General features: G+C 40.3%; 12 protein-coding genes and 1 pseudogene. 5 read left to right on the forward strand and 8 right to left on the reverse strand.

The genetic code is table 11. The annotated features are described in order from the left end of the window. Positions 1 to 26 precede the first annotated feature (26 nt). From HNW13_RS18415 to HNW13_RS18430, 4 genes are all read right to left on the reverse strand, one after another. Positions 27 to 374, reverse strand: coding sequence for a hypothetical protein (locus HNW13_RS18415; protein WP_192114752.1), 348 nt, complete (start codon positions 372 to 374; stop codon positions 27 to 29). Positions 375 to 990: 616 nt separating this feature from the next. Beyond that, entirely contained in the window at positions 991 to 2,577 is a 1,587-nt protein-coding gene (locus tag HNW13_RS18420) for an IS66 family transposase (protein WP_208062932.1), read from the reverse strand. A 99-nt stretch (positions 2,578 to 2,676) separates the two neighbouring features. Further along, complete coding sequence (gene tnpB / locus HNW13_RS18425; RefSeq protein ID WP_124011537.1) at positions 2,677 to 3,012, reverse strand: IS66 family insertion sequence element accessory protein TnpB; 336 nt, start codon at positions 3,010 to 3,012, stop codon at positions 2,677 to 2,679. Next, on the reverse strand, positions 3,009 to 3,374 hold the full coding sequence (locus HNW13_RS18430) for a hypothetical protein (protein WP_124011538.1): 366 nt from the start codon (positions 3,372 to 3,374) through the stop codon (positions 3,009 to 3,011). Before HNW13_RS18430 ends, tnpB begins: the two co-directional genes overlap by 4 nt. A gap of 288 nt (positions 3,375 to 3,662) precedes the next feature. On the opposite strand from HNW13_RS18430, the pseudogene HNW13_RS18435 reads away from it, so the two are divergent. Beyond that, positions 3,663 to 4,436 (forward strand): annotated as a pseudogene (locus HNW13_RS18435) (transposase); the annotation flags it as partial. Between the two features lie 275 nt (positions 4,437 to 4,711). Here the strand turns inward: HNW13_RS18435 and HNW13_RS18440 are convergent. After that, positions 4,712 to 5,002 (reverse strand): hypothetical protein, encoded by a 291-nt coding sequence (locus tag HNW13_RS18440; RefSeq protein ID WP_243756334.1) that lies wholly within the window; start codon positions 5,000 to 5,002, stop codon positions 4,712 to 4,714. Between the two features lie 625 nt (positions 5,003 to 5,627). On the opposite strand from HNW13_RS18440, the gene ltrA reads away from it, so the two are divergent. After that, positions 5,628 to 6,974, forward strand: a complete 1,347-nt coding sequence (ltrA, locus tag HNW13_RS18445; protein ID WP_192114750.1) for a group II intron reverse transcriptase/maturase — start codon at positions 5,628 to 5,630, stop codon at positions 6,972 to 6,974. Between the two features lie 85 nt (positions 6,975 to 7,059). Here the strand turns inward: ltrA and HNW13_RS18450 are convergent, their stop codons facing one another. Then, positions 7,060 to 7,767, reverse strand: coding sequence for a hypothetical protein (locus HNW13_RS18450; protein WP_208062934.1), 708 nt, complete (start codon positions 7,765 to 7,767; stop codon positions 7,060 to 7,062). A 999-nt stretch (positions 7,768 to 8,766) separates the two neighbouring features. Between HNW13_RS18450 and HNW13_RS18455 the strand changes: the two genes are divergently transcribed. Both HNW13_RS18455 and HNW13_RS18460 read left to right on the forward strand, forming a co-directional pair. After that, positions 8,767 to 9,036 (forward strand): DNA cytosine methyltransferase, encoded by a 270-nt coding sequence (locus HNW13_RS18455; protein ID WP_279575214.1) that lies wholly within the window; start codon positions 8,767 to 8,769, stop codon positions 9,034 to 9,036. Positions 9,037 to 9,066: 30 nt separating this feature from the next. Beyond that, complete coding sequence (locus HNW13_RS18460) at positions 9,067 to 9,432, forward strand: hypothetical protein (RefSeq protein ID WP_192114747.1); 366 nt, start codon at positions 9,067 to 9,069, stop codon at positions 9,430 to 9,432. A gap of 284 nt (positions 9,433 to 9,716) precedes the next feature. Here HNW13_RS18460 and HNW13_RS18465 read toward each other — a convergent pair whose 3' ends face one another. Both HNW13_RS18465 and HNW13_RS23675 read right to left on the reverse strand, forming a co-directional pair. Continuing rightward, entirely contained in the window at positions 9,717 to 10,343 is a 627-nt protein-coding gene (locus HNW13_RS18465) for a hypothetical protein (RefSeq protein WP_208062936.1), read from the reverse strand. A 684-nt stretch (positions 10,344 to 11,027) separates the two neighbouring features. Continuing rightward, positions 11,028 to 11,156, reverse strand: coding sequence for a hypothetical protein (locus tag HNW13_RS23675; RefSeq protein ID WP_279575211.1), 129 nt, complete (start codon positions 11,154 to 11,156; stop codon positions 11,028 to 11,030). Positions 11,157 to 11,817: 661 nt separating this feature from the next. Here HNW13_RS23675 and HNW13_RS18470 point away from each other — a divergent pair. Continuing rightward, a complete protein-coding gene (locus HNW13_RS18470) occupies positions 11,818 to 13,044 on the forward strand; it encodes a HEPN domain-containing protein (protein ID WP_192114745.1) in 1,227 nt (408 codons plus the stop codon). The last annotated feature ends 63 nt before the right edge of the window (positions 13,045 to 13,107 follow it).

Below are 13,107 nucleotides of genomic sequence, written 5' to 3' on the forward strand. Positions count from 1 at the left end.
CGGAAGAACTAATATAATTGAGGTAATTAAAGTGCATTGGGTTGAAGGCTGGGTGAACCAGATAACCCCATTGAAACAGCAATAACGATCGCCTTGACCCAACGCAACATTTTGGCTTTCTGACTATTATCCATAGGCTTCTTCCCCTTAGTTGGTGTTTCCAGAACTGTTGTTTTATCCTTACGGACGGTTGTTGTTTCAGGAAGATTTGAACTTCCAAGTATACATGCTTCTAACTCTATGCTTATTGGCGATGGTGTTTCTACGCTGTAGGCTAAGCAGATGCCGTTACCGCCTTCATGCCAATGCACTTTAATTGTTTGTTTATACCACGAAAGCCTGTGAAAGTGAATGCAACTTAAATTTGTATTCACTGTTTATTGCACGGTAGCTAGCGTAGTTCATTTCTGATGTTTATAGATAAGTTCAAGTAGCCCAAAAATAATTCGTTAGAGCCTAATCCTTCCTGAGGGCTAAATCATTTTGGGGCAAAAATGAGTTGATTTTTGATTTAAAATGTACAAATTTAACTCAGAACTTGAGGGCGTTGAAGAAAATAGCGTGAGCCTGACAGGACGTCAGGCTAGCTTTCGTTGGCCCAGGGATGGCCTATCGGAAGCGTTAGCATTTTCGAATAAGTCCGATGACGATTACAAATGAAGTAAAAAGCTGGATCAATCCCCATGGCGACCTTTTCGCTGTTTGAAAATGTTGCGGGGCGGCTGGGAGTTCCAAGAGGGAATAGCCGTTGATTTCCTCTTGGTCTGGTGTGGGTGAAGCACCACGACGTTAGTGACCGCAGGTCATAGCCTAACCAACTTTGGGGCAAAAATGCGTGTTTCTGCTATCCCCACACAAACCGCCAATCGAGCTTCTTTCCAGACTGTGAGCTTACGGCAGTATAGCGTGACATCATCAATTTACAGGCACAGTTTGACCTAGGCGGTTAAGCCTACGTTAATCTGTTTAGGTGGGGTTTATCTAAATGACTTAACTTTTGGTGATATAATTCCACGGTAAGTAATTTTCTGGGTGGGCTTTTACCTGCGCACTTTCCTGCTGTAATGTGGTGAAGTAATCAAAGACATTAATACCCGCTTCACTTGCCGTTGCGATAACTGAGGTAACCACATCACCAATCGTTGCGCCCAGTAATGTTTTGTGGAACATCGCATTTTTTCTGTCTCGCACGATGATTTTTAGCATCGATTCTATACGGTTATTATCGATTTTCACGCCTTTCATGCTGCAAAAATAACTGAGGCCAACATAGTGTTTAAGGAAATAGCGGATTGCTTTGCCCAGACCACTATTTTCTTCGACCGTTTCGTTGGCGATATGAGCTTCGCCCCATGATTTAATTTCCTCCATGATGGGCAATGAGTGAGCTTGATGATAAGCAAGCCTAGCCACAGGGGATAGTTTTTCGCTTTTAGCAAAATCATCATTCCCCCATATTTCTCCATAGCGTTTGAGCACATACTCAACTTCCTCAGGAAAATGATTAATCACATCGACAAATTGTCGTCTGGCGTGGCTGTTACACAGTGACATTGTTGCCTCTCTTGCCGTGGGACGATTACTCGGTAATGCATCACTCATGATGACGGGCTTGCCACATGATTGACTGCGTTTATGCAAAATGCTGTCAATGAATTCACCTGCGTGGCCGATGTTTGTTTCAAACAAGACGATGGTATTATTATCTTTCAGTGTGGCGATAATCCCTGAGGTATAAATACCGCTACGCAGTCGTGTTTTATCGCTATTACGGACGGCTTTCTCGACCGGTTTAGCGTCTAAAATGCGGTGCGTCGTGTCATCAAGATAATAATGTTCGGCGTCTGAGGCTACATTAAAAAGCTGCTGGTACACAGGGTAAATATCATTACAAACCCGCTCAACTTGGTCAAAGACCGTTGAAGCGGTAATTTTTACCCCCAGTAGCTTTTGAATACTGCACTGACGATAAAAAGGCAATCCTGCAAAGTATTTGTAAATGGCCATCAATGACCGCGCAGAGTAACCATACTTTTGCTGGCTTTCACCATCGACTAAGACGTCATCCGGCAGAGGCGCACTGAAATAAGCACCGCAAGTATTACAGCGAAGACGCTCCATCACATGCTGCTCAGGCTTGAACGGGCTTTGCCCTGTAATACGCAGTAAGCTACCCGGCTCAGTTTTATACACTTTACCGGTTAAGCACTCCGTACAGGTATCACCTTTAGCCACATCTGTCATTGCGTGAACGATAACGACGGGCTTAACAGGTGTAAAACCTTCACCTTCATCGTGTTGACGGTTTTTGCTTTTCTTACCGGATGCTCTCGCTTGCTTAAGTACGCTGGCAAGCTTTTCAGATGACTTTTCAATACCCAACAATTTTCGCAGTTTATGCACTGTGACATCATGGTGGGCTAACCGGTCTTGCATGCTCGCTAACGTCAGCAACGCATCAAGTAATAACTGACAATCCTCTGGACTTAAGGCGAGGTTGTTCTCTTTGGCCTCACTGACTCGCGATAGCAGCGATTCAAGTGCGGGTCCATCAATATCGGTAAAGGGTTTACTCACGGTTTATCCAGATAGTTTATGCTGACGTCGGGGTTTATTGAGTGAGGATTATGATCCGATAACATTAAAAATCAAGCACTAATATTGCTGTTTTTTGACTTAAATAAGATCGTGTTTTTGCCACATTGGATCGCAGTTCAGTAACAGCTGCCGTAACTGCTTGGCGATGAACGGTTCAATTTTTTGCTTTGAGCCTGGCCAATGTACAAACTTGCCTTTTGACAACCGCTTGGTCATCAACCAAAAGCCGCTGCCATCATATGATAATGCACGTACCATGGTTTTATTTCGGTTAATAAAGACGAACACCGAGCCAGAACGAGGGTTAGCCGCTAATGTATAACGGCATAGTGCCGCTAAACCATCCATTCCCTGACGAAAGTCGACAGGTGCTATGGCGATTAAGATATGCGTCTCAGCGGTAAGATGTATCATGATTTCAACGCCCTGATCAGCGAAATAAGGGTTTGTGGATCATCAACGCCTGATAAAGACATGGTATCTCCGTGAGCAAATTGTAGGACTACGTTAAAAGTGGTTTGAGCAGATGATGTTGAAATGGGTAGGTGCACAAACTGGTGGGGACTGAGTTGAGGATTTACGCTATTTCGCCACTGTTTAAGCTGGCCGCCACTAATCCGTAGTGCGGATGTTATTTTGCTAGAAGAATAATGTTCGAGTAATCCGACGGCTTGTTCACGCAATGTATTGGGGGTTGGAGCCTGACGACTATTCCTGTTGGTACGCCAGGATTCAAAAGCTGTTGTGAGGGTTGATAAGGGATCTAATGTTGACATGATTGCATCCTGATTATTGAGTAGCGATCATTAAATCAGTTTACAAGATAGAAGTTGAACTATGCTGCCGTAAGCTCACATCTAAAGTTGGTTTCAATACAGCAGTTAAAATATTGAAAAAATGGGGCTGCCAGACTGATGATATGGTAAAGATATTACACATAAGTAAAGCATCATTTCTTGAGTTTAAAACTGCAAAATATCCATTTTATCTCAATGGCGATCAGCTTATACGTATCAGCTATATTCTCAATATTCATGCAGCACTTAAATCATACTTTCCTAATCCTGCGTGTTGTTGCTAAATATCACCCAGAAGCGCTCTATCCAGCCATGTTCTCCGTCGCTGCCAGTGTGCTCAAAGACTTTGCGCTTAACTCACCTAAGCTTGCTGGTGATATTGGTTTTACCGGCGTGCTGCATACCCACAGCCGGCGACGGGATTTACATCCGCATATTCACTTTATTATTCCAGCGGGCAGTTTTAACAAAACCCAAAAGCACTGGAAAAAGAACAAGGGTAAATACCTGTTTAACGCCTTTAATCTCGCCAACGTCTGGCGTGCGCGCTTGCTGGAGTATTTGGCAAAACTAAATCTCACACTGCCAACCTCACTGCCCAAAAAGTGGGTGGTAGACTGCCAGCATGTGGGCAAAGGCTTGCCTGCGTTGCAGTATCTATCACGCTATCTGTATCGTGGCGTACTGGCTGACAAAAACATCAAAAGTCATGTCGAGGGTCAAGTGGGTTTCGAGTATGAAGACAGCCAAAACAAATCGAAGAAAGTCCGTACTCTACCCGCCACAGAATTTCTCTGGTTAATACTGCAATACGTATTGCCGAAGGGATTAAGACGAGTAAGAGACTATGGATTGCTCAGAGGAAATGCCAAAAAGCTCAGGCAACAAATACAGCTTATGCTAGCAGTTGCAGGGGCAATGTTTCCAATCATTCCCGAGATAAAGCGCAGGTTAGCAACGCGCAGTTGCCCCTGCTGTCAGCAACCAATGCGTTTTATGGGCATAGTGAAACGACCGACAAACTTAATGCCCTCAAGCTAATGTTGAAAATGATAATAAGGATAATGGCTTAATGAATACGATGAAGAGAGATAATTTAAGATACTGAAAATATAGCGTTAAAACAATTAGCCGAGAGGCTAAGGTAGCTTGCTGACTACAGAAAATTAGCACGATAACTATCACATCAAACAGCGCGTTTTCTCGAGCTGTTATTTACATAATAAAGAGTCACTCTCAGGTGTTCGGGCTTGTTCAACACTTGGGATAAGGACGCGGCTTCGCGCGGCCTATCCTTATTAGTTTTAGTTAGGCATTTATTGCTCTGTTTTTATACACTTAAACTCTAACTCTGTTGAGCCAAGTTTTGCTAATTTAGCAGGTGAAACGGTTACTTTAATAGTTTCAACTTTAAGCCCTTTCTCGTGACAAAAAGTATTAGCCTCTTTATAAACTTCAGCTTTATTACTAAGTGAAACACCTAAACCAGGAGAGCCATCTTTTTTACCGATCATATAAGTACCATGATCCATTGGAATTACACCTGTACTTTGACAAGCACTAACACCAAAAATAATTAATGCGACAAATAAAATACGATTTAACACTTAACTCTCCTGAATGCCTAACGCCGCATTAAGCGGACAAAAATAGTGGGTTAAAATGTGTAGCGAAGCGGAACGTAACCCACTGTTTTTGTTCAGTTTAAATGCCTTATGTACGCCCAGCATGGGCATGAACTAATGAGGTGAAAGTCCTCTGTAGGAAGGTCACCGTTCAATAACGTGCTGTTATTAAACGTTAACTACTAGCGAATGGCAAGGGCTTATCCGTGAGGATTGGTCTGAAGGAAGCCGCTAGCAAATTTGCGAGCTGATGAACAAGAACATCATATGAGGCGTAGGCTAGAGGTGAGTTGGCACAAGACGACGAAACCACGTGATCTAATGGCCACCGTAAATGATGCAGCAGTGCAAAGAAAGTTCATGTTCTTATCTGGGGAGATCTGTTTAACACGCGATCGGTCATTAACCAGTGAGGCTCTGGTTTATAAGTGCCTTGGCTTTTCAACCTCATCGACTGAAAAGAGCGAACCAGATGGAAACCGATAGCGCATGACAAGGTAACTCGGCATGTGATTAAGCAGAAGTCAGCAGACGGCATAGTAGCCCAACGCCCATCGTAATGGTTGGGACATGGTGAAGGCCTGAACATTTAGAAGAAGGAGGAGTCTTGTCAAACTTGTCGATACCCACTACGTCGCCAGACGATTACTATCGGCAGCGTATTGATATGCAACCAGCCTTCAACAGCGATTTATTTCAACAACTACTAGAACCTGAGAATTTACACCGAGCGTGGCGGCAAGTTAAAGCCAATAAAGGCGCGGCAGGCATCGATGGCATGACCATCGAAGCCTTCCCGCTCTGGATGCAACAAGGCGGCTGGCAACAGTGTAAAGCTCAACTTGAGCTAGGTGAGTACCAACCCTCTGCGGTCAGGCGCGTAGAGATCGACAAACCCGATGGCGGTAAACGCAAATTGGGGATCCCTAACGTCATTGATCGTGTAATACAGCAAGCGATAGCTCAAATACTCACACCGCTGTTTGATCCATTTTTCTCGGCTAACAGCTTTGGCTTTAGGCCGAACAGAAATGCCAAACAAGCGGTACTGCAAGTAAGGGATATCATTAAGCAGAAACGCAAATTTGCCGTCGATGTTGATCTGTCTAAATTCTTTGACCGAGTTAATCATGATCTATTAATGACTCAGTTAAGGAGCAAGGTGCAGGATAAGCGTCTATTGGCGCTTATTGGTAAATACCTTCGTGCTGGTGTGATGGTCAACGACCAATTTGAAGCTAGTTTCGAAGGCGTGCCTCAAGGCGGCCCACTCTCGCCATTACTATCAAACATAATGTTGGATAGTCTGGATAAAGAGCTGGAAAGCCGAGGGCATAAATTCGCCCGCTACGCGGACGACTTCATCATTTTGGTTAAGTCTATTCGAGCAGGAGAACGGGTACTCAAGAGCATTACTCACTACCTTGCCATTAAGCTAAAACTGGTTGTTAATGAACAGAAAAGCCAAGTGGTTAAGGTAGGTCAAAGCAAGTTCCTCGGTTTCACATTTAACCGAGGTAAGATCCAGTGGCACGCTAAAACGTTGCATATTTTCAAACAAAAGATGAGACGGCTGACGAACCGAAATTGGGGCGTTAGTATGGGATATCAATTGTTTAAAGTGCGACAGTACATGCAAGGCTGGATCAACTACTTCGGCATAGCCAATGCTTATCAAGGATGTGTCTATTTAGACCATTGGATCCGTCGTCGCGTACGTATGTGCTACTGGCGTCAGTGGCGAAAACCACGGACTAAGGTGCAGAATTTACTTAAGCGTGGTGTCAGGATTCAAGTGGCTGTTGGTTGTGGTATTACAAGCAAAGGCCCATGGCGAAGCTCGAAAACACCGGGGATACAGCAAGCGCTGAATAATGACTATCTTAAGAAAGCGGGTTTATGTTCATTAAGAGATGGATGGATCGCAGTTCATTATCCTAATCAGAAAGTTTGATCAGGTGTTCTAAATGAACCGCCCTGTGCGGAGCCGCATGCAGGGTGGTGTGGGGGCTGGAGGCTAGACACCTCCGGCTACCCGATTATACGATTTTTTCGCCGTGGATAGTTTCAATATTTACCTTTACATCCCATGTATCTGAAATATGAGCAATATCTCTAATTTCACCGATATCTAATATTAATGGCGCTTCATCCTCTGTTTTGGTATCAACTACAAATCTATATTCTTTTTGATGTGAGAAATTTTTTGTTTTAGAAAATGCAGCTCGATCTCCAAATTCACCAGTAAAACTTTCAGGGTCATAGTATTTTACCATTCCTGCTTTAGCCGAATCTCCGTAACCAGCCTTTCTAATTGCTGCCACCATTCTGTCTATAAATTTTTGTGTGTTATGTATAACAACATAGTATTCACCAAGATTTGCACACTCTTCTGGAACATTAAAATCAGCCTGCATTGCTTGTCTGTTATCTGCTGGATTTAATAAATGAGATTCTGAAGTAGCACCAGTAAATAAACAAAATAAATGTAAATGTGTATTTTTGATTTGTCGTGATTCGATTGGGCCAGCGATCGAAGTCAATACACGCCCATTAACTTCAATAATCACATCTTTTGGTTGCCATATTGCAGCTAATGCTTCCCGAGGATCAGCCCGATTATCTTCCTCATCCCCTTCTAAGGCCGAAAAATATGAAAGTCGGTTCATAAAAATTTTACCATCGAGAAAGTCATTCATGTATTGTTCGTTCTCGAAAACTCTTAGGAAAAAAGCAATTTTCCGCATACTACCCCTCGAATCGTATAACATTTCATTAGTGAGCATGCGCGTAGTTTCGTGAAAGAACGCGCAGTTAACTGTCTGTATGTAAGGAACTTATCAGCTTTCTGCCAAATACACCATCTGTACAAACGCGTATGAGCGTTTTCCAAACCTATTATCTAACCGTTGAGGATTTTACCTCGCTGATTTTAAATGACTTTAAATTATGCATATTGGGATATCTCGCACGGATATTGCTCTCCACGCCCTCAAAAACAGGCGTTTTAAGATATGACTGTATACCTGTCCAGATTTGGGCTGTTATAGCGAAGCGTTAAAAGTCGGGCCAATAGATTAGATTTTGTAAGGCAACTCGTTCGTAAACTCCCAAATGAACAAACGAGTGCTAGCAAACTTTGGGGCAGTTCTGTGTTAGCAAAGCTAACTTGAAAATGGACATGAGTTAAATTCGCACAAATACAGTATGTTTAGCGTACTAACATGCAAAAATTTGTCAATGTATGGGTTATTAATCACTCAAGATACTGATATTAAAGAAAATGGCTTTTGTAATATAATTACAAAAGCCATTTTTATGTCATTGAATGAGTTAGATTTGTCAAACTATGGGTACATTATGTCAATGTATGGGTTCAGCGACATAAGCTCACTAGAGCCATTAATCCTTTTACAGTGTTCTCTGCATGCACTGCTGGTGTCGATGCTCATGCAGCTATGTCTGCTGGCTTTGAAATTAATGCAGCGATTGAATATCGTCCTCAAGAAAGACGAGATCATACAGATAAGACAGAAACAGGCATTATGTCATTACTTTCAAATGTTCCTGTAAAACATATTTTCAATGAAGATATAACGTACATCTAGACGGATTACATAAAATGGGCCACTAAAAGGAATCCATCATCTGTTTTCATTCTAAGTCTTCAGTGTGACGAGCTAAGTAACGTCAAATCTAAATCTCTAAAAGATATTAGTTTCGATAATATGGATAGTTCTCTTGATATGATCATAGATGGAATAAGAATTGTTGAAGCAATGAGATTTCCATTTGTAGTGCTTGAACAAGTCACTGGTTTTGCAACAACTTCAGATCTAGGTAAAGTTTGGGATTTAAGATTACGTAAATTAGGTTACAAAACTCATTCTTTAATTGCTGATCCTCGTGATTACAATGGCATTACTTCACGCAAGCGTTTCTTTCATGTAGCCACACTATTACCTAATCAATTTGAGTTTCCAGAGCAGTCTCCACGCGACAACACACCTATTTGAAATAAGTTCATCAAACCGCACTTAAATAAAATGCGTGTTATCACTAATACATCTAGTGTTCAAAAAGGGTTGGCAGATGGCCGTTTGCGAATAATCAATGAACAAAGCACTTATTCAAATTCGTTACTTAAAAGTCAAAATCGCCAAGCCAAGGACAGTTTAGTTGTTGAATATAATGGAGAAATCCTTTTCCCAAATGAAGAACTGTTAAAAGAACTTATGGGCATTCCAGAGTCATTTACTCTAGATGCCAACAACAAAGAGATTCCAACAGAGATTGTCGGTCAATCTGTAGACTACCCCTTTTACAAAATGCTCATGGAACAAGTAAAAATCCACATTACTGAATTTATAGAATCAACCAAATCCCCTCACCTTATAGATTCATCGTTTTAGTGTTTGAAAAAAATTCTTAAAGAGTCTTGAAAATGACACCCCAACCTTTGGTGGGTGTCTCTTCATTTATGAAGAATGATCTTTGGGCATTTAGTGTTCTCTACCTATATTATTACCTGTTTCAGATAACTGTGGATAAAATTCTGATTTCAGTATGATTGAGTCAATAATAAAGTAATTCAGGATTTCTGGACCAAATGTGTCGAACTTAGCTGATTTATGGCTTGTTTAGGGGGGGTATAACGGGCTTAGGCGTATTTTTGATAGATCTGTGCTGAGAGGTGTTAACTAGACTTGTTAAGGCTTTCTACCGCTAATCTATGACGCTTAGCAATAGGAACGCCCTCTTCCCTCAAAGCGTTTATTAAACTCAGGTATTCAGGGTTGTTTGAATAATTAGCGATAGGATTTTGAGTACCTTTATATCCCTCTGATTTTATGTAATCAGAAGAGGTCGTACCGGTGTTTACTTTAACCTTACTGATAAAGGAGTCCAGTAGGCCATTCCTTTTTGGGATGCTAATAACTTGAGATTTTTCATCTTGAATGATTTCATTGGTAAGAATGCCTTCAGTCGACTTTGTTAACCGTCGTTTTACTGAAGGACGTAGCTCTTTAATGAACTCACCAATTTTTGACTTAAGATTTGATTGACTCGTTTCTTTTTTAGCTTGGCCCTTATTCACAGAAATGACCGCAGCTTTTAGCTCATCAAATTTAAATCCAATCCTAATGTAAAAGTTTTCTGTCAATATTATCTGCGTTGGGGAGTATTCTTTGGCTATTGGGTCAAACTTTGTGTGAGTAATCAGATCTCCTATTGCAGCGAGATAGTCCAACACTCTATACACGGTGTAACGAGATATACCGCATTGTGCTGCGATATTACTTACATAGACGTAATCAGGCATTGCGAATAATACTCTTTGCCCGTCAGCTGCTTTTACAGGTGTTAATTGAGCATGAAACGCAAGACATGCTCCAACAGCGGAGATTGACGCTAAAAATCGGGTTCTCACCCTACTACGTAAGTTCAGAACATTTCTCAACACCAATATTGATCTGTCAGATTGCCAATCATATGAGGACGCCATAGTTACCATTCGGTTAATTAACCGATGGTTTAACTTTGGTGCGGTAAATGATGGTTGGTTATCTGTTTTCATTAATCAATTAGTTAGATGAGTATGATCGAATTTCGATCTAATCTATTCGATCAATCAATACAGATCAAACCTCTCCAAAATAAATACAAAACCTCATTACTTCATGCACTTATCATTTTGTAAAGGATTATTCGCCCCTTTGATATCAAATTGCGTCCTTTAAATATCAAATTGCGCCCCTTTAATATCAAATTGCACCTACTTAGAAACAAATTGCGCCTACTTATAGACAAATTGCACCCAGTAACAGTCAAATTGCAGTCGTTAAACGTCAAATTGCATTCATAAATGAGCTTCTTATTCTGCAATTTGATTGCAACTTACTGTTATATATAGATATGTTTTGTAATTGTGATTTTGTAACGATCAAATTGCGCCCCTTTAATATCAAATTGCGCCCCTTTAATATCAAATTGCGCCCCAATACATTCAAATTGCATGTAATTTGACTGCTTTCTCAACACCATAAAGTTCTGTTTTTAATGATTTTAAGTCTAACAATGCCTCTATTTTTGTATCAATGACCGTTTCGCCCAGTTTTTTACCACCAGAAATCACACTATATCACTGTATTTAAAGAGTTTATTTTGATTTTCTTAATCAAGAACGAAATTTAAAAAAATATTGGATTTAATGTTATTTATAATCCAGGCTTATTATATGTGTTTATCGGGTACCTAATAAGTCTATTTGTTAGTGTAAGTGCTTTAGTACGTTTCTTAGTGAACTAGCGTATAACTTGGTTGTTATCTTTATAACCTATTACAATGTCTCTGATGAAGCCTTAATAAACTATAACCGCCCTGCCCTATTCCTAAGAGTTTTGAAAAATGTTTGTATACTAAAGAGTGTACAAATTTTATAAATTCATTCGTTCATACATTTTCAAACTTTATGGTGCCGCATCAATAAGTTTATTTGCATCTGCAGCTCGATTGTTCACGCGTGAACAATCGATAAAATAGAGTAAAGTATTTGCCTATGCTGCTAGGCGTTAACTGGAATTGATTGTCATAGAAAAACAGATGTTGGTACTTTGTGGATTGCCGTTATAATATTGTTCACGCGTGAACCAGCACGCAAACTTTAGCAAAGCATACTACCTATAGTGAAAGTCATTCAATAAGATTTAATTTTAGAGATAACCAGTGGATAGTATTTTTGCTTCCGTGACCCCATGGTTCACGCGTGAACCATATAAATGCAGATAGAAGCGAATATGAATATAAACCAACAGAATGCTTTAATATTCTTGAGTTACATTAGCTACGATCTTGTTAAGGAAAATCAATTCAACTCTTTATTTGGTATTCACACATCAATAGAGAACAACCTACTAAGAGATTACAGAGAAGCATTGGACGAAGCATTTGCGGTATTCAAGAATGAGTTGGTTAACCTAAAGCGTGATGAGATCATGGAATGTCTCGAAAACGCGCTTGTTAAAAAAGATATTTTTCTAGCTAAAATTGACGAATCTCCGGCAAAGACCGCGGGCAGGCTTGAAAAGCTAGTTAAGAAAGAATTAAAAAGGCTAAAAGAAGATAAGCCTGATTTCATTTTATATCCAGCGTTCTCAAGGATAGGATTGATTCCTAAAGGTGAGTTGTCTGTGGTTGAAATAATTGATCCAACAGAAATTCCATTAAATATTGAGTTTCGCCCACCAAATGCATTAGAGAATTGTTTTGTTAAAATCATAAATTACCACTCATTTAGCTATAGCAAGTTTCTATCTTGGTCCAATGATGTAATAGATATATTTCAAGCTTTTATCAGGGTGTTCGGTGTGGCTAATGGATACTCTGATGCCCGTCATATGCTGTTCTTTTCTCAACAGGAAACGTCCTATGGTTCTAAAGGAAGAATTTATATTTCAAGAAATGAGTCTATAAGCAACAATGATTATTTCTATTTTCTTCCTTCAGAATTCCATTGCTTCTTGGAAAAGATTAAGTCAGTAAATTCGGTTGTCATCTTAGACTCTCTGATGACCCAATTTTTTTTAGATAACAGTTTGGCTAACAATGTAAGGTTTGCCCTTAATAGGTTCAACAGAGCCATTGAAAGCCATGATGATTGTGAGGCTATCGTAAATTTATGTTCTTCTTTGGAGGCTATCGCCAATGAGCTTTATCCAGAAAAAGTCTGTGAGCTATGTGAATCAAAAAAAGTTTTGGAGGGTTTAAGGGGCTTTTTAAATACAAATGCTTTTCGACGAACTGATTTATATTCACTTGGCATCAAGCCAATGGTGGAGTTCAATGCATTATACAGTCTGCGCTCTAGGATAACTCATGGAAGCCTGAAAAGAAGTGATACTGATATATTAAGAGGTTACATGCCAAAAGCATTTACATTTGTTGCCGAGACTATCTATATTTTGCTTCAAAATGCTTATATAACAGGGTTTGATTGTTCAGTTCCTTTGAAGAAAAATGTATAGCTATCAGGTTCACGCGTGAACCAAAGCACAAAAGTTATCAACTCAACCGACAATAATAGCAGT

It is taken from the genome of Shewanella sp. BF02_Schw (assembly GCF_014596695.2).
Lineage (GTDB): Bacteria > Pseudomonadota > Gammaproteobacteria > Enterobacterales > Shewanellaceae > Shewanella.